The sequence below is a fragment of the Salegentibacter sediminis genome (genome assembly GCF_002078605.1).
GTDB classification, from domain to species: Bacteria; Bacteroidota; Bacteroidia; order Flavobacteriales; family Flavobacteriaceae; genus Salegentibacter; species Salegentibacter sediminis.
On the sequence record NZ_MSJR01000001.1, the window covers coordinates 41,272 to 63,451 of the forward strand.

Sequence of the window (22,180 nt, forward strand, 5' to 3'; positions counted from 1 at the left end):
GTTATTCTGAAGTGTTTTCTATTCTGAAGCCAACGTGTGTGATTCCCCGTAGGTTGTCTATTCCGTCTACCTCGCCGTTTTTACGCATAGCGTGTCTAATATGTACCTGATATTTGCCCGGTTCATCAAAACGAACATTTTCCTTATACCAGAGTTTGTTTTCCTTTACATCACCAAAACCCTTGCCAAGCCATTCGCCCGAAGGTGTTGCCATCTCATATTCAAGAGTGTCGGTGATCACTTTTCCCTGCGGAAACCTAATTTCGGTTATCAGGAACAGGTTACTATAATTAAAATCGTTGTTATTTCTAATATTGATAAATAAATTATACGACCTAAGGGAATCTATTTTACCCAATTCAAAATTTATAACCGAGTCTTTATGCCACTCCCCTTTTACGGGCTTGTAATCATCAAAAACCCGTTTTTTATCACAACCGGCAAACATGCTAAAAACAAGTAATACTATTAAAAAAACGCTTATTTTATGCATTTTTAGACGGTTTACCCTTACGCTTCTTTTTGCGGTTCTTTCCGCGTGGTTTTTTCCCTTTAGGTTTATCGAAACGCGTTAAACTGTCCTGACCAACAACATTGTTGAAGTCTGGTTGTTTTTCGGTTTCTATTAACTGAACTTCAAATTCCTCCAGGCTGGCAACATCTTCCTTATTCTTATTGGATTGGATGATCTTATTAGCCTGCTGGGCAGTAATCTTATACCAGTTCATCCACTCCCCTTCATAGGCATACCAGAGAAAGCCCTGGAAAATATCTATTTTCTGGCAAACGGCCGTTCCTTTTTTGGTATAGAGCTTAGTATCTGTTCTGGGGAAGGCTTTAAGGGCTTCCAAATAAGTGTCCAGCTCGTAGTTAAGGCAACATTTTAGTTTACCACATTGCCCGGCAAGTTTCTGCGGATTAAGCGATAATTGCTGGTATCTGGCCGCCGAGGTACTCACCGACCTAAAATCTGTTAACCAGGTAGAACAGCATAACTCCCTGCCACAGGAACCAATTCCCCCCAGCCTTGAAGCTTCCTGGCGAAGACCTATCTGCCGCATCTCTATACGGGTATTGAATTCGCGGGCAAATTCCTTAATTAACTGACGGAAATCTACCCTATCATCGGCGGTATAATAAAAGGTAGCTTTAGAGCCATCTCCCTGAAATTCCACATCGCTTATTTTCATGCTGAGTTTAAGCCTGATAGCGATTTCCCGGGCGCGTTTTTTAATTGCTTCTTCCCTATTACGGTATTCCTCCCAAACATCGATGTCTTTTTGGGTCGCTTTTCTGTATATTTTAAGGACCTCCTCACTGTCGGGAGCTACTTTTTTCTTTTTCATCTGTACCCTAACCAACTCTCCAGCAAGACTTACCATTCCCACATCGTGGCCGGGCGAGGCTTCGGTGGCTACTACATCCCCCATACTCAGGCTAAGGTTTTCGGTATTTCTAAAGAAGTGTTTTCGACCATTTTTAAATCTCACTTCTACAAAATTGAAAGCTTCTACCCCCTGAGGGAGAGACATATTTGAGAGCCAGTCGAAAACACTGAGTTTATTGCAGGAATCTGTACCACAGGTTCCGTTATTCTTACATCCTTTAGGTTGACCGTCTTTGGTTGAGCAACTGCTGCAAGCCATAAATTATTTTATATATAGGAAGCCTTGCTAGTTTAGTGCTGCAGGCTTGTAGGTTTATAATTAGTTCTAAAAACGTAAATATACCAATATTAATTGGCTCTGTTAAAAGAACGCAGGCTTAGCTTTTATATTTTAAAACTTCAGAGCGTCCTTTTTTAAAGATCTTGTTGCTGTTGCCTTTACCTTTTCGTAATCTCTTCTGTTCCTCGTAGGGCAGGGCATTGATCTCCATACATTCTTCAGAACAGCAATTATTCATTTTCTCTGCGCATTCAGGGCACTGAATAAAAAGCAGGTGACAGGCTTCATTAGCACAATTCACGTGGGTATCGCAGGCCTTACCACATTGGTGACAACTGGCAATAACTTCTCCCGAAATACATTCGGAGCGGCGATGGTCAAAGACAAAATTCTTTCCTAAAAATTTATTTTCCAGCTGTTGGTTATTTACCTGTCTCGCATATTCTATAATGCCCCCTTCCAGTTGGTAAACGTTTTTAAAACCCTTGTGTTTATAGTAAGCGCTGGCTTTTTCGCAACGGATACCACCGGTGCAATACATCACCAGGTTTTTATCCTCCTTGTGTTCTTTAAGATCTTCTTCAATGATTGGCAGAGAATCCCTGAAAGTGTCCACATCTGGAGTTACCGCCCCCTCAAAATGCCCAATCTCACTTTCGTAATGATTTCGCATATCTACCAAAACCGTATTCGGGTCGCTGATTAACTCATTGAATTTAGCCGCATCAACGTGTACTCCTTTGTTTCTAACATCAAACGTATCATCGTTCAATCCATCAGCTACTATCTTTTTACGCACTTTTACCTTCAGCTTAAGGAAAGATTTCAGATCGTGCTCAATAGCGATATTAAGCCTCACTCCTTCGAGGAAATAAATGCCATCAATAAATTCTTTAAATTCATCAAAGCGTTTAGCAGGTACAGATAACTGTGCATTAATCCCCTCATGAGCCACATAAATTCGCCCGAGGACTTCCATTTGATCCCAGGCGATAAAAAGGTGATTTCTGAAAAGATGAGGATTTCCAATTTTTGCATACGCATAGAAAGAGAGTGTTAAGCGGTCTTCACCGGCCTCTTCTAACAAAGCTTCTCTTTCTTTAGCGCTTAATTTATTGTACAGTTGCATGCTATACTAATTTTATAAGGTTAAAGAAAATTTTTGCAAAGATAAACTTTAAACGCAGCAGAAAAAATGTTGTAATCTTAATTAAAACCAAAGGCTTTTTGGGGTTTGGGTTGTATTTTTTAGCCTTGTTTTACGGGTTCCGGGAATTAAATATTATTCCTTAGTAATCTCAGTTGCTAAAAAAACCAAGCTTTTATTAACCAGGAATTTATTGAGATTCTTATTCAACGTGAAAATGCTCCGAATTTAAAATTGTGATGCACCAAAACTTATAGTAATTTAGCAACTTTCATTTAATATTATAAAAATCATGAGCAACGATAAAGAAAAAGAAGCTAAGTTAAAGGCTCTAAAGCTTACCCTGGATAAAATGGACAAAACCTACGGAAAAGGTACGGTGATGAAAATGAGCGACCAGGCCGTAAGCGATGTAGATGCGATATCTACAGGATCCCTGGGGCTGGATCTGGCACTGGGCGTTGGAGGTTATCCGCGCGGAAGAGTGATTGAAATTTACGGACCAGAATCTTCAGGTAAAACTACATTAACTCTGCATGCAATAGCCGAAGCTCAAAGAGCCGGCGGCATCGCGGCCTTTATTGATGCCGAACATGCTTTTGACCGTTTCTATGCTCAAAACCTGAATGTAGATATCGAAAACCTCATCATCTCTCAGCCCGATAACGGGGAGCAGGCACTGGAAATTGCGGATAACCTTATCCGTTCTGGAGCTATTGATATAATCGTGATAGATTCGGTAGCCGCACTTACCCCAAAAAGTGAGATAGAAGGTGAAATGGGTGATTCTAAAATGGGGCTGCACGCCAGATTGATGTCTCAGGCACTAAGAAAACTTACTTCCTCGATTAGCAAAACCAATTGTACGGTAATTTTCATCAACCAGTTAAGAGAAAAAATTGGGGTGATGTTCGGAAATCCCGAAACTACTACCGGTGGAAACGCCCTTAAATTCTATGCTTCAGTAAGACTCGACATAAGACGTTCTACTCAAATTAAAGATAGCAACAGCAATGTGATGGGTAATAAAACCCGTGTAAAAGTTGTAAAAAATAAAGTTGCACCTCCGTTTAAAACCGCCGAATTCGACATTATGTATGGCGAGGGAATTTCTAAAATCGGAGAGGTCATTGATGTGGGAGTAGATTACGAGATCATCAAGAAAAGTGGCTCCTGGTTTAGTTACGAAGACACTAAATTGGGCCAGGGACGCGATGCCGTAAAGATCTTGCTGAAAGACAATCCCGATCTTATGGAGGAACTTGAGGTCAAGATAAAAGAGGCCATAAAAATCGCCAACGAGTAAAAAATAAAATCCCTTTTTTTAAGGGATTTTTTTTATTTCAATACGCAACCATTTGAAGTTAATTGCATCTACTAAGTAGATCTAAAACATTAACATCTAATTCAAAAAATAAAAATTGAAATGAAAAAATTTGCATTTTTACTAATGATTACTTTTAGCCTGGCTAGTTGCAGCCTAGAAGACGATGGCCCTAACACATTGCTGGAGTTCGCTGAAATCACCGAGGTAGATTTACCGGAATATTTCGAGAGCGGAGAGTCATACGATATTGTTGTTACATATTTATTACCTTCAGCCTGTCATACTTTTAATGGTTTTGATGCCCGCCAGGGACAGGGGTCAAACAGCAACGAAATATTCATAGGGGTGGTAACTTCCTATGATGCTAACTTGGCCCAATGTAACAAAGAGGAGGATAATCTCTCAAGGGAAGCTACCTTAAAGGATGTAACCATCACTGGAGAAGTTGGCACTGTGTACACCTTCAAATTCTGGGTGGGCCAGGATTCTTCAGGAGAAACGCAGTATTATACTGTAGAGGTACCGGTGGAAGACCCAGATGCTCCGGGCGAAGAAGAGGAATAAAAAATAAAGCTAATAATGCGTAACACCTCAGCAAAAAAGTGGGTTTAGACAAACTCATACGAAAGTGTAAAAAACAGGATATAAAGGCACAGGAGGAGCTCTACCGCTTATACGCGGGAAAGCTCTTCGGGCTGTGCCTTAAATATTCCAACAATTATCAGCAGGCACAAGATAATCTGCAGGATGGTTTTGTAAGCATATTTAAAAAAATATCACAGTACCAGGATAAAGGTTCCTTCGAAGGTTGGATGAAACGCATTATCATCAATACCGCCCTTCAGAAACACCGAAAGGAAAAATTCCTGGATATTATTAATGAAGATCTGTTAGAAGAGCAGGAAATTGAGATCGAGGAAGAAGACCTGCCTGTAGATTTTCTTCTAAAACTCATACAGGAACTGCCGCCGCGCTACCGCGAAGTCTTTAACCTGTATGTTTTAGACGGTTATTCCCACAAAGAAATATCTGCCTTACTGAGTATTTCCCAGGGAAGTTCCAAATCTAACCTTGCCAGAGCCAGGGGAATTTTGAAAGAACGAATTGAAAACCACCAAAATAACAACTCGGTGCGCTCATTATGAAAGAGAATAAGAACATAGACCGGCTTTACCAGGAGAAATTCAAAGATTTTGAAGCTACTCCCCCACCTGAGGCATGGAAAAATATCGCTGATCGCCTGGAAGAGGATAAACGAAAAAAGCCCTTAATTCTCCCTATCTGGTATAAAATAGCAGGAGCTGCAGCGGTCCTGGCCATACTTTTATCTGGGGGATATTTTATTTATCAGAATAATTTCTTCGGAAATACACCGGGGCTGGTCTTGGAATTAGAAGATATTAAACGCCCTTATATTAATACTACCTTCGAAAATAAAACCCTCACCGAAACGGGCAATCTTCTTCAAAAAATAATTTCAGATAAGCGGGAACACAAATCCTCCAGTCATCCTCTGGTATCTGAAAACAAAGGCCTTGTAGCTTCCAGGCCGGAAACTAAAAATGAAAAAACTTCAGGAGATAAGTCTTCGGAAATAGGGGAAAGTAATGAAAAGCCTATCGATCAAAACACAAGTCTCGCTGAAACAGAAGATTTTTCAGAGAAAGGCATAAATGAACATTTAGAAGACAGGGAGAATTCAACTTCAAACAATGCTTCAGGCTCCACCAGTCTTATTGCTGGCAAAACTGAACCCGAGGCTCAAAAAGAGAAAGACACTATCGCTAATAATGCTTTCGCTTCTCTCGAAAATGAAAATAAGGACGGCGAAAAAGAAAAGGATGAGATGGAGACGGGAAAAAGCAGGTTGAGTCTAAGTACTTTTGCAGCGCCTGTAGTTTATGATAATTTTGGAAAAGGTAATCCTATAGACCCTCAATTTGCCGGGAATCCTTCGAGATCGAATTTAACGATGGCTTATGGTGTAAATGTTTCCTATCAATTATCTGATAAATTAAAGATAAGATCAGGGATAGGAAAAGTGGCTATGAGCTATGATATACAGGAGGTAATGTTTTCGGCAGCACTTATCCCTAATGCCATTGCCAGTATAGACTATAGCCCCGAAGGGAGCAATTTTCAAATACAAGGTAATTCGGGAAGAGACAGTTATTCTTCAGTAGAAAATTCATTCGCCCCCGAAAGTGCTTCCCTGGCAAGGTTAGGAGAGCTCAAGCAAGAGTTTGGTTATATTGAAATTCCCCTGGAAATAGAGTATAAACTTATTGATAAAAAAGTGGGGCTAAATATTATTGCAGGAGGTAGCAGTCTAATTTTAGATGAAAACTCGCTGTTGCTCAATTCCAATAACCAAAGTGCTCATTTAGGTAAAGCCAATAATATTAATGATTTGAGTTTTAGTGCCAATATGGGAGTAGGGGTGGATTATAAACTCACAGAAAAACTTAAATTAAACCTGGAGCCTATATTCAAATACCAGATCAATACTTTTAATAACACCCAAAACCTCCAACCTTATTATTTTGGGATTTATTCTGGTTTAAGCTATAAATTTTAATTTTTACTCCTTTGACGAACCGGAAACTCGCAGAGCTTTTACTTCTGCATAGATTGCAGATCTTCCAGGATAAGTTGGCGTGTTCGCATCTTAAGTTCACGGCGATCTTCCTGAGATTTCCCTACAGTAGAAATTAGATCGTGAACCTTAACTCTTAATGGTCCCGGAGCACCAATAAAAAACCGGTAAGGAAAGCGTTTCTTATTATCATAAAAAGTAAAAGGCACAATAGGGATCTGGTAATCGATGGCGATCCTGAAGGCACCATCTTTAAAATTATCCAGTAGCAAGGTATAATCATCCGGCACCCCTCCTTCCGGAAAAATACAAATACTATTTCCTTGATTGAGGCGACGTTGAGCTTCACTAAAGACCCTGTGCTTACTCTGGTTGCAACTACGATCTACCAAAATACAGGTTCGGCGGTAAAAAAAACCGAACAGGGGTATTCGGGCCAGTTCCTTTTTTCCTACAAAAATAAACGGGTGTTTAATCACAGCCAACATCAGCATAATATCTATCATAGAAGTATGGTTGGCCACCAGCATATAGCTATTCCCGTTTGTAAGTTTAACCGGGGATTTGCAAACCGGGTAAAGCCCCATTCCGTATAAAATGCTCTTTGCCCATATTCTCGCACAAAAATAGTACTGAGGATAAAACCTTTCTGAAGCGGTAAAAATGAGCAAAAAAGGTAGCATTATGACTATTGGAACAACCATTAATACATAAAACCAAATTCGCCAAAGGGCAATTGCCGTTCTTTTAAGTATACCCATGGAGGTCAAAAATACTAAATTGAAGTGAGTGTCTTCCCCAAAAAAATTATCTTTGTGAAAAATCAGAAAAAGACAATGTCCAGAATACTTACCGGAGTTCAGAGCACAGGAACTCCTCATCTTGGAAACCTGTTAGGTGCCATTCTTCCTGCCATTAAAATGGCTAATCAGCCTCAAAACGAATCTTTTATTTTTATAGCCGATATGCATTCGCTCACACAAATTAAGGATGCTGAAACACTTAGGCATAACACCTACTCTGTTGCTGCAACCTGGCTTGCCTGTGGAATAGACATTGAAAAAACTGTTTTTTACCGCCAGAGCGATATTCCCCAAACCGCAGAACTAGCCTGGTATTTAAGTTGCTTTTTTCCATACCAACGCTTAACCCTGGCCCATTCTTTTAAGGATAAATCTGACAGGCTTGAGGATATTAACGCTGGACTTTTCTCCTACCCAATGTTGATGGCCGCTGATATTCTTCTTTATGATGCTGAAATCGTGCCCGTAGGAAAAGATCAGTTACAGCATCTGGAAATAACCCGCGATGTGGCCTCAAGATTCCATAATCAAATGGGGGAAGCTTTCGTAATCCCTGAAGCCAAAGTACAGGAAAACACTATGTATGTTCCCGGCACGGATGGCGGAAAAATGAGTAAATCGCAAAACAATACCATCAATCTTTTTCAACCCGATAAAAAGCTTAGAAAACAAATTATGGGCATAGAAACCGACAGCACCCCGCTGGAGGAACCAAAAAACCCTGATTCCTGCAATGTTTTCGCACTCTATAAACTTGTAGCCTCTGAAACACAAATCGCTAAAATGCGTGAAAATTATGAAGGCGGGGGCTATGGATACGGTCACGCAAAGCAGGAACTTTATGAAGTTTTAACCGATAGATTTAAAGAAGTAAGGGAGAAATATGATTATTATATGAATAACCTTGAGGCCATTGACAAAGCGCTGGCAGTAGGCGCCGAAAAAGCATCTGTAGTTGCTAATGAAGTCTTAAACCGGATTAGAAAAAAACTGGGTTATTAAATAAGTTCAAATAGCTTTCCGGGCAAGGGTCTTATCACGCCTTTCAACTCAAGATTAAGCAAAATTCCTGCTGCTTTAAAAGTAGGGAAATTGCAATTGAGGGCAATACTGTCTAATTGTGCTTTTCCGCGATCTTTAAGGAAATTATAAATACTCTTTTCGTCCCCTTCCAATTCAACGAACAGCTGCTTTTGGACGGGTGGGACTTTGGTTTCCAATTCCCAGTTCAGCATATATAAGAGATCTGCCGCAGAGCTTAATAAGTGTGCATTCTGAGATTTTATTAGGTTATTACAACCTTTGCTAAATGCATCGGTTGGGCGGCCGGGAACGGCAAAAACCTCCCGGTTATAGGAATTTGCAATATCGGCTGTTACCAGAGAGCCTCCTTTTTCCGCACTTTCAATCACGACTGTGGCTTCGCTCAAACCCGCTATAATCCGGTTGCGTTTTAAAAAATTATTACGATCAAATTTATCGGTACTCCAGAAATCGGTAAAAAATCCCCCGTTTTCCTCAATTGGTTTTACATATTTTTTGTGCACTTTAGGATATATTTGGTTTAAACCGTGAGCGAGACAGCCTATGGTTTGGAGATTATGCTGAAGCGCTGCTTTTTGAGCTGCAATGTCAACCCCATAGGCAAAACCCGAGACTATCACCGGATCTAAGGGGCTAATTTCTTCAATGAAATTTTCGCAAAATGCGAGAGCCTGTGCCGTAATTTGTCTGGTCCCAACTACGCTAATAATTCGTCTGTTAGTTAGGTTGATATTTCCCCTGGAGAAAAGTAGCACTGGGCCGTCTAAGCAATGCTTTAATTTATCAGGGTAATTTTCTTCCTGAAAATAATGCGTATTTATCTTATTATCCTCTATGAACCTTAACTCCTCTTCGGCAGCCTTCAAATGATTTTCACTTCTAAACTCATTCAGCTTAGTCCTGCCTATTCCTTCAATTTTTAGAAGGTTTTGGGTTTTCTCTTTTATCACCGCTTCCGCAGAACCCAGACGTCTTATTAATTTCTTGGCGCTGCTATCTCCCAGGTTAGGAATATGTTGCAAGGCCAGAACGTATAATAAATCTGAAGCGTTCATAAATTCATTTTCAACTAAATTTACAGAAAAAAGATTTGTTAATAAATATTCTTTAGGTAACTTTAGGAACCCTCATAAAACCTGTTATTTTTGCGCCAATGAATATAATAAACCACATCCAGGACTTACTTTATCGTTACGAATGCGTGATCTTGCCCGGTTTCGGGGCTTTCCTTTCCCAGAGACAACCGGCCTATATCAAAGAAGATACGGGAGCATTTTACCCTCCTAAAAAGCTTGTTTCCTTTAATGGGCAGCTCGTAAAAAGTGATGGTTTACTTGCAAATTATATCTCTGAAGCCGAAAATATCTCTTACCCTGCTGCGGTAAACCGCATTGCAGTTTTTGTGGATACCCTGGAAAAATCTTTGGTTAGCGATGGGGTGGTAGAACTTGAGAACATTGGTAAGTTCAGCTATTCCAAAGAGGATAATCTTCAGTTTGAACCGGTTCAAAAACTTAATTATCTTACGGATTCTTTTGGTTTGGAAAGCATTAATGCTGGAAAGATAAATCGTGAAGTCTATAAAAAACAGGTGGAAGAAATAGAGGAAAAAGCTCCAATTAATTTCACCCCGGAAAGAAGAAAAACACCTGCTCTCCTTAAATACGCCGCCGTTGCTGTAATAGCACTTGGTCTTGGAGGCTTTGCCGGTCTTAACATCTACAGTGATCAGGTAACAAAACATAACCTGGCAGAACAGCAGGAAGCCCAGGATCAACTTCAACAGCAAATTCAACAGGCAACTTTTGTAATAGACAACCCCTTACCTGCTATTACCTTTAACATAGAAAAGCAATCGGGTAATTACCATGTGGTTGCCGGAGCCTTCAGAGTAGAGGAAAATGCCAGGAAGAAAGTTGAAGAGCTACGAAAGGAAGGTTATAAAGCGAGGCTAATAGATGTCAATAGATTCGGTTTACATCAGGTAGTTTATCAAAGTTTGCAAACCCGCAGTGAAGCTTTAAAAACACTACGGGAAGTTAAAAAATTCAATGAAGCCGCCTGGCTGCTTATTCAGGAACTTTAATAGGATTTTAGGCTTTAATTGATCGAAGCACCTTATTTTTGCCGAAAATTTGGCAATATGCAAGCAAAATATCCTAAAGAATCCCGTACTACGCTTACCGATCTGGTTTTACCCAGTGAAACAAATCCGTTAAACAATTTATTTGGTGGCGAACTACTGGCCAGGATGGATCGTGCCGCAAGTATTGCCGCCCGCCGTCATAGCAGGCGAATTGTAGTTACCGCCTCGGTAAATCACGTAGCTTTTAATAAAGCAATTCCTCTTGGAAGCGTAGTAACTGTAGAAGCAGCCGTCTCCCGGGCATTTAAATCTTCTATGGAGATCTTTATTGATGTTTGGGTGGAAGACCGGGAAAGTGGTAATCGCACCAAAGCCAACGAGGCTATATATACTTTTGTAGCGGTAGATGAGACCGGGGCTCCTGTGACTGTGCCTCCACTGGAACCAGAAACCGAGCTCGAGAAGCAACGTTATGATGCCGCTCTTCGAAGAAAACAACTCAGCCTGGTACTTGCCGGCAAAATGAAGCCTCAGGACGCTACAGAGCTTAAAGCGCTGTTTGAGGATAAAAAGTAATTTATTAGGTTACATTTCAACGATCCAGTCGGCAGGATTCATTTTCTGGGTATTTTTATAAATCAGGAAATGCAATGTTGTTTTACCGGTGCTACGGCTGGTAGCTACTTCGCCTAATTCCTGTCCTGTACTTATTACATCGCCGCGTTTCACAAATACTTTAGATAAGTTGTTGTAGATGGTTAAATAATCGCCGTGACGAAGCATCACCGCCTTATTGGCTCCTTTTACCGCCTGCACCTCACTTACTGTCCCATTAAAAACTGCCCGGGCCTTACCGTTATTATCTGTATCAATACGCACACCATTACTGTTAATGCTAATAGATTTCACAACCGGATGTGGCTGCCTACCAAATTTCAGGGTCACAACCCCTGTGCGCACAGGCCAGGGTAGTTTTCCTTTATTCTTAATAAAATCGGCCGCCAGAGCCTTTGCTGCCGGGGTTAACTTATAGGTATCCCTGGATTCTGAACCGCTCTCTTTATTGTCTTTAGCAATAGAAGCTCTAATCATTTCTTCTATCTGCTGGTCTATTTTATTAATTTCCTGTTGCTTTTGCCTAATCTGCGACGCGAACTGGCTTTCCTTACTTCTAATGGTTTTCATTAACTCCCGCTGCGCTATCCGGTTTTTTTCTAGCTCGGCGCGGGTTTGCCTGTTCTCGGCTATAAGTTTATCCTTTTCTTGCTTTTGATTAACCAGATCTTTATTTAATTGCTGAAGCTCGGCCGCACGTGCCTGGATCTCGTCTCCCTGTTGCTTTCTATATGCCGTGTATTGCTTCATATACTGAAGCCTTTTGTAGGCCTGAAGAAAATTCTCTGAAGACAGGAGAAACATTATCCTGCTGTTGGTAGATTTACTCTTATATGATTTTTCGATCATACGGGCATAATCTTCCTTTAGCGCCTCGAGTTCTTTGCGCAAGCGCCCTATCTTGCTCGTGTTTGAGTTGATCTCACGGGTAAGCAGGTTCGCCTGCTGATTGGTAACTCTTATTAAATTTTCGGTGCTTTTTATCTGTTGATCGAGAACCTGAACCTCGCTTAAGACCGAACGCTCTTTTTGCTTATTACTGCTCCTTAATTCGTTGATCCTTTTTATTTCACTGCGCAATTCCTGCCGGCGCTTCTCGAGGTCTTCACGAGAGGTTTGAGCATTTGCAGGCAGATTCAACAAAATTATACATCCGAAGATCAAAAAGGAATATGTGAACTTTTTTAGCTTCATTCTACACTTATTTCTTCATAGCCTGAAGGAATTTCAAAAGGAAAACTAACAGCTGTGTTAACTTCCAGAGAGCGGTAAGTCAATTCAATATGAGTGCTATTAGCCCCTTCGTTGGCGATAATACTAATATCACGGGGAAAAAGTTTTCCTGAAACTTCCTGGTAACCGGAATAGGTGACGGTTACGCTACGATTTTCTCCCTCCTGGGCCAGTTGCTGCGCTTCTGCCTTCAAATTCCCGGTATTGAGCAAAAACATTTTTTTTATTAGATCGTCTTTAACCGGTAAGAACTGATAACCTCTTGGCGTTTGGGAAAATTTGTACTCCTCTGTTCGCAGATCATATATAGCCTGACCCAGTAACAGGTTTTGAAGTTTTTCGAAATCCAGGGGAGTTCCCAGGATATCACTAAGCAAGCTGAAATCACCTTCAAAATAGGTCTTCCCGATTTTTTCGTAATAGCTTACACTACTTGGGGTTATATAGGCCTTGGCCATTGGAAAACCTAGAACTGTCGCACTAATCCAAATCTCCTTATCCTTGGCCATTCTGAAATTTAAGTTGACTGTTTGAGTCTTATCTTCAGTTTGATAGACAGTACGAAGCCTTGCAGTTAGTGTCTCAAAATCAGGTTCATTTTCGTAATGCTTCGCTATAATTCCTGATGCCTCTGCGTTTTTGGTAGCTATCCCTTTTTTTGCACGCCCGCTTCCGCAGGAGATCACAAAAGCACTTAATAAAATTAATACAACTATCCTTCTAATCATTTATTCCAATTCTTTTAATAATTCTTCCGCCTTTTGTTTATATCGGGTTGCTTTTTCATCATTTCCCAATCCGCTATTTGCTATGGCGAGTTGGTTATAAAAATCAATTTCCTGCCTTGTATTGTCAATTAAATAATCGAGACCAAATGTAAGTATTTCTTCTGCTTCGGCGTACTCCTCCAGATTATTTAGGGCAACCCCCTGTAGGAGATAGAAAAAGGGCTGAGCCGGAAAAATCTCCATAGCCTCCTGGCTAAGATCCCTCGCCTTTTCATTCTGACCTGCTTCAATTTGTATAAGCAGGGTGTTTTTAATAAGTTCGAAGTTATCAGGATTCTGGGCAATTCCTTTTTCAAAAAACCTTAAGGCTTCTTCTTTTTTATCATTTTTCAGATAAAATTTTCCGAGCTGCTCGTATAATTTAGGAGCATCTTCCCATTCGATAAGGTTTTGGCTCACCTCCAGTAATTCCTGTTCATACCCGGGATTATCTTTCACAAATAGCAAAAAGTCATTAAGGACTTTAAATTTAGACTCAGGGTCTATCTCTTCGCTTTCAAAGACAATCTTCATGGAATTTACCGCTGCATCAGGTTTGTTTCGATCCAGATAAAATTTGTAAAGTGCCAGGTGTACCAGGCGGCTCCCCGGATTTGTCTCCAGCAGTTCCATCGCGGTTTGAAAAGCTTCTTCCTCATTTCCCTGTTCACTGTAAATATAGATCAGGTTAAGGTAATTTTGTTCGTTCTCAGGATCCTGTGCGATCCCTTCCTCTAGATTTTCAATTTGTGCCTCGGTGTTGCCGGTTCGGGCATAAATTTGCCTACGCATGATGGTTCTGTAGTCATTAACTCCCTCTTCTTCGTCGAGTTCATCAAGAACCTTTAATGCTTCCTCATATTCTTCATTGAGCATATAAAGATTGGCAAGATCTTCCTTATAATCGGGATTGAATTCCATCAATTCCCTCACACTTTCAATGGCCAGTTCAAAATCCCCGGTACTGCGATAGGTATGAAAAAGCTCCACGAGGATGTCTTCCCGCCGGTCCAGTTCCAGCGCTTTTTTATAGCTGTCCAGCGCCATTTCAAAATCTTCCAGCTCGCGATAATTTTTACCTAATTCAAAATAGACCACGGCATTATTGGGTTCTAAATCAAGGCAGGCCTCGAGGGCAATTATCGCTTTTTCATAGTTTTCAATGGCTTTTTGTTTAAGAGCTTCAAAAAAATGTTCCTGAAATTCATCGGTGACATTTCCGAGATCATCCTCATTTACCTCCTCTACGATAGCTTTCTTATCCTGAGCCATCACCGGCTGAAGAAAGAAAATACACAGCAGAAGCAAGTAAAGCAGATTTTTCATAACATTTTTTTGAAGCCTCAGGCTTTTTAAAAGGAGCTACTCTAAAACTGAATAATCTCCAATGCTAACCTGGGTAAACTCCCCGTTGAATTTAGCATGATTTCCTATCATAGCATTATCCAGATTTGCATTTTTTATTTCTGAAAAATTCTGAATAAGACTGTTTTTTATTGTTGAATTCTCAATTTTAGTGCCATCCCCTACTGAAACATTTGGGCCAATCTTAGCATTGAGTAATTCCACATTCTCCCCAATGAAGCAGGGTTCGGTAATTTCAGAATTTTTGATTTTAACATATTTAGAGACGAGGTCCTTTCCTTCCTGATGAAGGAAATTTAGCATCCGGCCATTAGTTTCAACCGTCACGTTTTTATTGCCACAGTCCATCCACTCATCTACCTGGCCGGGAACAAAGCGAAGGCCATTGGCTCTCATCGCCTCAATTCCATCATTGATCTGATATTCGCCACCACGGGTTAATTTTTTGTCCAATACCCCCTGTAGTTCATTTTTAAGTATCGATACATCCTTGAAGTAATAGATCCCAATCACCGCCAGGTCTGAAACAAAGGTTTCTGGTTTCTCTACAAGGTCAATGATCTCGTTGTTCTGGTTAAGTTGTACTACGCCAAAAGCTTCAGGATTTTCTACCTTTTTGACCCAAATTACGCCATCGGCTTCTTTATCGAGGGTAAAATCTGCTTTAAAAAGCGTATCTGCATATGCTATTACTGCAGGACCTTCAAGGGATTCTTTAGCGCACATTATAGCGTGCCCTGTGCCCAAAGGTTGATCCTGATAATAAATTGTTCCTTTTGCTCCTAAACTCTCGGCTATAGCTTTCAAATCGGTTTCTACTTTATCGCCAAAATCCTCAGCGATCACGAAAGCGATCTCGTCTATTTTTTCATCCAGCACCCCGGCAATATCTTCTACCAGGCGGTGTACTATTGGTTTTCCAGCAATAGGGATTAATGGTTTTGGTACTGTTAAGGTATGTGGGCGAAGTCGCGAACCACGACCTGCCATTGGTACTATAATTTTCATAGGTTTAATTTGTGACTCCCAAAATTACAGGGAATCTTCTGTTAATATTAATTTTCCGCACAACCGGTTATTTCCGGTTAAATTATATTCTTATTTATGACCCGTACTGCCAAATCCGCCGGCACCTCGGGTGGTCTCTTCAAGAACTTCTACTTCCTCCCAGGTAATATGTTCGTGTTTAGCAATAACCATCTGGGCAATTCTTTCGCCGTTTTCGATAGTGTAAGCCTCATTGGAAAGATTTACCAGAATCACCGCTATTTCTCCACGATAATCGGCATCTACTGTACCCGGGGAATTTAAAACTGTGATTCCTTTTTTAGCGGCGAGACCACTTCTTGGTCTAACCTGTGCCTCGTATCCTACCGGTAACTCCATAAAAAGTCCGGTTTTTACAATTGCACGCTCAAGTGGTTTAATAGTTATTGATTCTGATATATTTGCACGCAAATCCATACCCGCAGAAGCTTCAGTCCCATAGTGAGGCAGATTATGCGCCGATTTGTTGATAATTTTAACTTTCATTTATTTAATTTTAAAAGTTGATTTAAAGACAAATGCCTGTTACTTTATTAGTTCTTGTACCTGTTTCCTTTCATTAAAAAATGCTACCAAAAGGAATCCCAAAACCAGGGCCGAACCGGCGATATAGTTTTCCCTGAAAAAGGCAAAGGAAATTATGGAAAAGCCGGTAGACAACAACAGGTAAAAAGCTATTTTTTTAACGTTATAAGGCACCGGATAGTATTTTCTTCCGAGGAAATAAGAAATTACGGCCATACTTGCATAAGCCGCAAGAGTAGCCCAGGCGGCCGCGATAAAACCAAGTACCGGAATGAGGACAATATTGAATAAAACGGTAATAATGGCTCCAAAAATAGAAATATACATCCCCATTCTCGTCTTGTCGGTAAGTTTATACCATACCGAAAGGTTATGATAGATTCCTAAAAACAGGTTAGCAAGCAGTACGATAGGCACGATAGAAAGCGCTATCCAATAATCGCTGTTGCGGATTATGAGTTCCTTGAAAATATCTATAAAAGCCACCAGGAACAGTAGAATAAAGCTTCCTGCAATCACAAAATAAGTAAGGATAAGGGAATAGGTCTTTTTTGCATTTTCAGCCTTAGCCTGATTGAAAAAGAAAGGTTCGGCGCCAAGCTTAAAAGCCTGCACGAAAATAGTCATAAACACGGCCAGTTTGTAACAACCCGCATATGCTCCCATAACTTCATCAGAAATCATATCCTTAAGCAGCAGTTTATCCAAATTTTCATTGATCACAAAAGCAAGTCCTGCAAACATAACCGGCCAGCCGTAATGCCACATCTTCTTCAGCAAGGAAAAACTGAAATCTATCTTTGTTCTGAAGAAATACGGCAATAAAATCAAAAATGTAACCGCACTGGCAGCAAGGTTGGCAAGGAAAATATATCCCACCTTATCGGCATCGGAATAATTATTAAGAATAATCTGAGGCGTAGATCCCGGAAATCTTTGAACCCACCATAGAAAATAAAAATTCAGCAACACCACAATCGCAATATTGATAATTTTCACTCCGGCAAATTTAACCGGTTTATTAGAAGCACGTAGCCAGGCAAAAGGTACTACTACAAGGGTATCCAGTGCAAGGATTCCCAAAAGGATATTGAAGTAAAATGGCTGCAGATCCAGAAGGCCAAAAATATAATCTCTAAAAAGAAAGACCAGGATAAAAAAGAAAAGCGTTGTCACGGAAAGTGTGATGAAAGCCGTAGAAAATACTTTCCCCTTTTCTTTAGAATGGCTAAAAAACCTAAAAAAAGCGGTCTCCATTCCATAGGTTAGGATCACGTTAAAAAACGCCGCCCAAACATAAAAAGTAGTGTTTATGGCATAGTTTCCCGTACTAAGGGCAGCAGTGTGCAGGGGGACCAAGATAAAGTTCATTAACCTGGGAAGCACCGTGGCAAAACCGTAAATTATAGTGTCCTGAAAAAAGCGTTTTAAAGTACTCAACCGGAGACCTGTTTTGTCGTCAAGATATTAATTTCTTTGCTCTATTCCGGTTAACTTATAGTATTTTGTCTTATCGGTTTGTTTGAATACAAGGATAGCTTCATCTTCTTTAATTTCAAACGGACTCTTTTCGGGAGCTTGTGGAGCTTTATTGCCGTATTCTTCTTTAGGATCTTCATGCATGATCTTATCTCCTTTTCCCAAAGCAAAGGAAGCTACATAAAGATTAGGTTTCTCTGCATCCAACTGCAGGGGGGAATGCATCCCGCGAAAATAAACACTTTCCAACTGCACCCTGTTTTCCTGAATAACAGCTACAGGAATGTAGAGATCTAAGCCATCTTCGGTTTCAGAATAATAAACCTCATTGAACTGAGCCGGAGCTCTTTCCTGAAGTTCTTTATTACTGCCGCAGCTGCTTAAAACACTTAAAAGTACTATACTGAATAGAAAAAAGGGAGCTTTCATAATCAAGGATTTTGTGATTTTAAAGTTACAAAAACAAAAGATATACCAAATAAATAAACCCTGCCGTTAGACAGGGTTTATTAACGGAAAGAAATTCCGCTTATTTTATATAATTAGCCATTTAGGGCTTCGGCTCCACCAACGATCTCAAGGATCTCATTGGTAATAGAAGCCTGTCGGGCTTTGTTGTAAGATAATTTAAGATCATCTCTAAGCTCTGTAGCATTCTCTGTCGCTTTGTGCATGGCTGTCATTCGTGCGCCGTGTTCTGAAGCGAAGGAATCTCTAAGGGCTTTGAAGAATTGCATCTTCAATGACTTAGGAATAAGATCTTTTACGATTTCCAGTTTTGAAGGTTCAAAAATATAATCCAGTTGTTTGTTTTCTTCAGAATCGAATTGCTCGATAGGCAAAAACTGCTCATGCTGAACAATTTGAGTTGCAGCATTTTTAAACTGGTTGTACATTAAAACTATCTTATCATACTTCTCATCAAGGAAAAGTTGCATTAGTTCTTCAGCAATGACTGAGGCATTCTCAAAGCTTAGATCATCAAAGACTTCATTGTTATTCTTATAGATATCATACTCTTTTTTAAGAATATCATTCGCCTTTTTCCCAACGGTATAAACATCTACATTTTTAGCTTTGTAATCGTTTTTAGCCTTGTATTTTACGGCCTTAATTACATTGGTGTTAAAAGCACCTGCTAACCCCTTATTTGACGAAACAGCAACGATTAACACATTGTTTACCTCACGCTCCTCGGCGTATTTACTGCTGGTATCATCATCTAAGGTAGCACTTAAATCCTGTAGCAATTGGGTCAACTTCTCAGAATAAGGACGCATTTGGGTAATGGCATCCTGAGCTCTGCTTAACTTTGCAGCCGATACCATTTTCATGGCACTGGTAATCTGCATGGTTGATGAGACCGAAGTAATCCTGCTACGTAAATCTTTTAAGTTTGCCATAAGTTTCTTTATGTCATTCCCTCGAAGGAGGGAATCTTTAATTCTCTATGAGATTTCCGTCTTCGCGGAAATGACAATATCTTATTTTTTATACTTCTCTGAAATCTCCTTAGCTACCTGCGTAAGGGTATCAGTAATTTCGTCGGTTAATTTACCTGATTTAAGACCATCTAACACATCCCTGTGCTTTGTGTCAAGAAACTCCAGGTAATCCTTTTCAAACTCCTTAACCTTTTCTACAGGAACATCTCTTAATAGGTTTTTAGAACCTGCGAAGATAATCGCAATCTGGTTTTCTACCGGATATGGATCGTTTTGCCCCTGTTTAAGAATTTCTACGTTTCGCTTACCTTTTTGAATAACCCTTAAGGTAGCAGGGTCAAGATCTGAACCGAACTTAGCAAAGGCTTCTAATTCACGAAACTGTGCCTGGTCAAGTTTAAGAGTTCCGGCAACTTTCTTCATCGACTTGATTTGCGCCGAACCACCTACACGAGATACAGAGATACCTACATCAATTGCAGGACGCACCCCCGAGTTAAATAGATCGGAAGTAAGGAAAATCTGCCCATCGGTGATCGAGATCACGTTAGTGGGAATATATGCCGAAACGTCTCCTGCCTGGGTTTCAATAATTGGAAGTGCTGTTAGGGATCCTCCACCTTTTACCTTATCTTTTAAAGGGTCGGGTAGATCGTTCATTCCTTTAGCGATATCATTGTCATCAATCACTTTAGCCGAACGCTCAAGTAATCTTGAGTGAAGGAAGAAAACATCTCCAGGGTATGCCTCACGTCCCGGTGGACGACGAAGCAAAAGAGAAACCTCACGATAAGCAACGGCTTGTTTAGAAAGGTCATCATATACGATTAATGCAGGACGACCAGTATCACGGAAGTATTCCCCGATTGCCGCACCAGCAAATGGAGCATAAACCTGCATTGGAGCAGGATCTGATGCGTTTGCAGCAACAATTGTTGTATAGGCTAGAGCCCCCCGGTCTTCAAGTACCTTGGCGATACCGGCAACGGTAGAAGCCTTTTGGCCAATAGCCACGTAAATACAGTATACCGGTTCTCCGGCATCATAAAATTCTTTCTGATTCAGAATAGTATCAATACAAACGGTAGTTTTACCGGTTTGACGGTCACCAATTACAAGTTCCCGCTGGCCTCTACCTACAGGTACCATAGCATCAATTGACTTAATACCCGTTTGAAGCGGCTCATTTACCGGCTGACGGAAAATCACCCCAGGCGCTTTACGCTCAAGAGGCATCTCAATGGTTTCTCCTTCAATTGCACCTTTTCCATCAATAGGATCACCTAAAGTGTCAACAACGCGTCCAACGATGCCTTCTCCAACCTTAATGGAAGCAATTCGCTGAGTTCTTTTTACTACCGAACCTTCTTTAATCTCTTTAGATGGTCCTAAAAGTACAACTCCAACATTGTCTTCTTCCAGGTTAAGCACCATCCCTTCAAGGCCGCTTTCAAATTGAATCAATTCTCCGTATTGAGCATTTGCCAAACCGTAAACATTAGCAATACCGTCACCTACAGTAAGTACGGTACCCACCTCGTCTAAACTGGCTTCTGACTCAAAACCTGATAATTGCTGCTTTAATATTGCTGATACTTCAGCAGGATTTACTTCTGCCATAATTATTTAGGATAAAATGTCACACTAAAAGTGTGACGGTTTTAATTAAATTTTGAAACGTATGTGTTGTTTTTTAATTCTCTTTTAAGCCTGTTAAGGTTGCTAGCCACACTGGCATCATATTGCAAATCACCAACCCTCAATACAAAACCACCAATCATATCTTCATCAACTATATTTTTGATGCTGGCTTCATTTCCGGTTAGTTCTTTAATTTTAGCTTGAACCTTTTCTTCAAGCTCCCTGGTTAAAGGAACCGCGCTTGTAACCACAGCCCGCTGAGTATTATTAATATTATAATACATAGCAATATACTGCCTGGCTACAATCTCTAAAAGATTAATACGGCCGTTCTCTACAAGGATATCAAAACTACTTAATGTTATAGGGTGAGCATTTTTAAATATCTCCCTAAGAGCACTTTTTTTAACTCCGGATTTAACTACCGGGCTACCAAGCATACTTTTTAGGTCTTTACTGTTAGCAATGGTTTGAGATATGCTTTGCATATCATCATATACCGCATCGGTGGCGTTTTTATCTTTTGCCAGACCGATTATTGCCTTAGCGTAACGTTGTGCTGCCCTGGTTCCTTTCATCTTAAATTAGTTTAAAGTAGAAACATCGCCAAGCATCTTTTCAATCATTTGATGCTGTTTTTCATCACTTGAAAGTTCCTTACGAATTACTTTTTCTGCGATTTCAATAGAAAGTGTTGCAACATGATTTTTCAATTCAGTCATTGCTGCCTGCTTTTCCAATTTAATGTTTTCCTGGGCCTGAGTTACAATCCTATCGGCTTTCTTCTGAGCATCTTCAGTGGCTTCGGCAATTATCTTTTCCTTAATTTCACGAGCTTCTTTAAGGATGGCATCTCTCTCGGCACGAGCTTCTTTTAAAAGCTGCTCGTTATCGGCTTTAAGATTTTGCATTTCCTTACGGGCTTCTTCAGCAGAAGCAAGGGCATCGTTAATTGATTCTTCCCGCTTATTAACTGCGCCAAGGATTGGTCTCCAGGCAAACTTCGCCATAATGAAGATAAGCACCAGAAACACAATTGTTTGCCAGAAAAATAATCCAAATTCAGGAGTTATTAAATCCATAATCTATATAATAAAAAAGTTTTAAAGCATCATTTGTAAAAAACCGCTTCGCAACCAACCGTTGCGAAGTGGCTTTTTTTAAGGTTTGATTATCTAAGTACACCAAGTAAAGCGGCAACCACCCCAAAAAGGGCAACACCTTCTACAAGTGCAGCGGCGATAATCATAGCTGTTTGGATCTTTCCAGAAGCTTCTGGCTGACGGGCAATAGCGTCCATTGCTGAACCACCGATTTTACCAACACCAATAGCCGCTCCAACTACTGCTAATCCAGCTCCTAGAGCTGCAAGACCTACATACAATAATTCCAT

General features: G+C 40.4%; 24 protein-coding genes. 7 read left to right on the forward strand and 17 right to left on the reverse strand.

Going from position 1 to position 22,180, the window contains the following annotated elements:
* Position 1: 1 nt before the first annotated feature.
* The 3 genes from BUW93_RS00230 to trhO all read right to left on the reverse strand — a co-directional run bounded on the left by BUW93_RS00230 (position 2) and on the right by trhO (position 2,796).
* On the reverse strand, positions 2-493 hold the full coding sequence (locus BUW93_RS00230; RefSeq protein ID WP_081208049.1) for a gliding motility lipoprotein GldH: 492 nt from the start codon (positions 491-493) through the stop codon (positions 2-4).
* Positions 486-1,646 (reverse strand): PSP1 domain-containing protein, encoded by a 1,161-nt coding sequence (locus BUW93_RS00235; RefSeq protein WP_081208051.1) that lies wholly within the window; start codon positions 1,644-1,646, stop codon positions 486-488. Before BUW93_RS00235 ends, BUW93_RS00230 begins: the two co-directional genes overlap by 8 nt.
* A 118-nt stretch (positions 1,647-1,764) precedes the next feature.
* Positions 1,765-2,796: an oxygen-dependent tRNA uridine(34) hydroxylase TrhO gene (trhO, locus tag BUW93_RS00240; RefSeq protein WP_081208053.1), complete on the reverse strand. Its 1,032-nt coding sequence runs from the start codon at positions 2,794-2,796 to the stop codon at positions 1,765-1,767.
* Between the two features lie 310 nt (positions 2,797-3,106).
* Here trhO and recA point away from each other — a divergent pair, with 310 nt between their 5' ends.
* The 4 genes from recA (at position 3,107) to BUW93_RS00260 (ending at position 6,719) form a co-directional block, all read left to right on the forward strand.
* Positions 3,107-4,120 (forward strand): recombinase RecA, encoded by a 1,014-nt coding sequence (recA, locus tag BUW93_RS00245; RefSeq protein WP_081208055.1) that lies wholly within the window; start codon positions 3,107-3,109, stop codon positions 4,118-4,120.
* A 120-nt stretch (positions 4,121-4,240) separates the two neighbouring features.
* Positions 4,241-4,705, forward strand: a complete 465-nt coding sequence (locus tag BUW93_RS00250) for a hypothetical protein (protein WP_157893270.1) — start codon at positions 4,241-4,243, stop codon at positions 4,703-4,705.
* Positions 4,706-4,743: 38 nt separating this feature from the next.
* Entirely contained in the window at positions 4,744-5,286 is a 543-nt protein-coding gene (locus BUW93_RS00255) for an RNA polymerase sigma factor (protein WP_081208059.1), read from the forward strand.
* Complete coding sequence (locus tag BUW93_RS00260) at positions 5,283-6,719, forward strand: hypothetical protein (RefSeq protein WP_081208061.1); 1,437 nt, start codon at positions 5,283-5,285, stop codon at positions 6,717-6,719. The genes BUW93_RS00255 and BUW93_RS00260 overlap by 4 nt, the downstream gene beginning before the upstream one ends.
* A 38-nt stretch (positions 6,720-6,757) precedes the next feature.
* Here BUW93_RS00260 and BUW93_RS00265 read toward each other — a convergent pair whose 3' ends face one another.
* On the reverse strand, positions 6,758-7,498 hold the full coding sequence (locus BUW93_RS00265) for a lysophospholipid acyltransferase family protein (protein ID WP_081208063.1): 741 nt from the start codon (positions 7,496-7,498) through the stop codon (positions 6,758-6,760).
* A gap of 75 nt (positions 7,499-7,573) precedes the next feature.
* Here BUW93_RS00265 and trpS point away from each other — a divergent pair, with 75 nt between their 5' ends.
* Positions 7,574-8,542: a tryptophan--tRNA ligase gene (trpS, locus tag BUW93_RS00270; protein ID WP_081208065.1), complete on the forward strand. Its 969-nt coding sequence runs from the start codon at positions 7,574-7,576 to the stop codon at positions 8,540-8,542.
* Here the strand turns inward: trpS and dprA are convergent.
* A complete protein-coding gene (gene dprA, locus BUW93_RS00275) occupies positions 8,539-9,639 on the reverse strand; it encodes a DNA-processing protein DprA (protein WP_081208067.1) in 1,101 nt (366 codons plus the stop codon). The genes trpS and dprA overlap by 4 nt on opposite strands.
* A gap of 98 nt (positions 9,640-9,737) precedes the next feature.
* Here dprA and BUW93_RS00280 point away from each other — a divergent pair, with 98 nt between their 5' ends.
* Both BUW93_RS00280 and BUW93_RS00285 read left to right on the forward strand, forming a co-directional pair.
* Positions 9,738-10,670, forward strand: a complete 933-nt coding sequence (locus BUW93_RS00280) for an HU domain-containing protein (protein WP_081208069.1) — start codon at positions 9,738-9,740, stop codon at positions 10,668-10,670.
* A gap of 57 nt (positions 10,671-10,727) precedes the next feature.
* Positions 10,728-11,246: an acyl-CoA thioesterase gene (locus BUW93_RS00285; RefSeq protein WP_081208071.1), complete on the forward strand. Its 519-nt coding sequence runs from the start codon at positions 10,728-10,730 to the stop codon at positions 11,244-11,246.
* Between the two features lie 9 nt (positions 11,247-11,255).
* Here BUW93_RS00285 and BUW93_RS00290 read toward each other — a convergent pair whose 3' ends face one another.
* The 12 genes from BUW93_RS00290 to atpE form a co-directional block, all read right to left on the reverse strand.
* Positions 11,256-12,479: a murein hydrolase activator EnvC family protein gene (locus BUW93_RS00290; RefSeq protein ID WP_081208073.1), complete on the reverse strand. Its 1,224-nt coding sequence runs from the start codon at positions 12,477-12,479 to the stop codon at positions 11,256-11,258.
* A complete protein-coding gene (locus BUW93_RS00295; RefSeq protein ID WP_081208075.1) occupies positions 12,476-13,246 on the reverse strand; it encodes a DUF4292 domain-containing protein in 771 nt (256 codons plus the stop codon). The genes BUW93_RS00290 and BUW93_RS00295 overlap by 4 nt, the downstream gene beginning before the upstream one ends.
* A complete protein-coding gene (locus BUW93_RS00300) occupies positions 13,247-14,611 on the reverse strand; it encodes a tetratricopeptide repeat protein (protein ID WP_081208077.1) in 1,365 nt (454 codons plus the stop codon).
* A gap of 36 nt (positions 14,612-14,647) precedes the next feature.
* Entirely contained in the window at positions 14,648-15,658 is a 1,011-nt protein-coding gene (locus BUW93_RS00305; RefSeq protein ID WP_081208079.1) for a sugar phosphate nucleotidyltransferase, read from the reverse strand.
* A 90-nt stretch (positions 15,659-15,748) separates the two neighbouring features.
* Entirely contained in the window at positions 15,749-16,183 is a 435-nt protein-coding gene (gene dut / locus BUW93_RS00310) for a dUTP diphosphatase (RefSeq protein ID WP_081208081.1), read from the reverse strand.
* 39 nt (positions 16,184-16,222) lie between these two features.
* Positions 16,223-17,662: a lipopolysaccharide biosynthesis protein gene (locus BUW93_RS00315; RefSeq protein ID WP_081208083.1), complete on the reverse strand. Its 1,440-nt coding sequence runs from the start codon at positions 17,660-17,662 to the stop codon at positions 16,223-16,225.
* A gap of 27 nt (positions 17,663-17,689) precedes the next feature.
* Positions 17,690-18,130: a hypothetical protein gene (locus BUW93_RS00320; protein WP_081208085.1), complete on the reverse strand. Its 441-nt coding sequence runs from the start codon at positions 18,128-18,130 to the stop codon at positions 17,690-17,692.
* A 113-nt stretch (positions 18,131-18,243) separates the two neighbouring features.
* The gene (gene atpG, locus BUW93_RS00325) at positions 18,244-19,104 is read right to left on the reverse strand and encodes an ATP synthase F1 subunit gamma (protein WP_081208087.1); all 861 of its coding nucleotides are present in this window, start codon (positions 19,102-19,104) and stop codon (positions 18,244-18,246) included.
* Positions 19,105-19,185: 81 nt separating this feature from the next.
* Entirely contained in the window at positions 19,186-20,766 is a 1,581-nt protein-coding gene (gene atpA, locus BUW93_RS00330; protein WP_081208089.1) for a F0F1 ATP synthase subunit alpha, read from the reverse strand.
* Positions 20,767-20,807: 41 nt separating this feature from the next.
* Complete coding sequence (gene atpH, locus BUW93_RS00335) at positions 20,808-21,365, reverse strand: ATP synthase F1 subunit delta (RefSeq protein ID WP_081208091.1); 558 nt, start codon at positions 21,363-21,365, stop codon at positions 20,808-20,810.
* 6 nt (positions 21,366-21,371) lie between these two features.
* Positions 21,372-21,869, reverse strand: a complete 498-nt coding sequence (locus tag BUW93_RS00340) for a F0F1 ATP synthase subunit B (RefSeq protein WP_081208093.1) — start codon at positions 21,867-21,869, stop codon at positions 21,372-21,374.
* A gap of 89 nt (positions 21,870-21,958) precedes the next feature.
* Complete coding sequence (gene atpE, locus BUW93_RS00345) at positions 21,959-22,180, reverse strand: ATP synthase F0 subunit C (RefSeq protein WP_072553516.1); 222 nt, start codon at positions 22,178-22,180, stop codon at positions 21,959-21,961.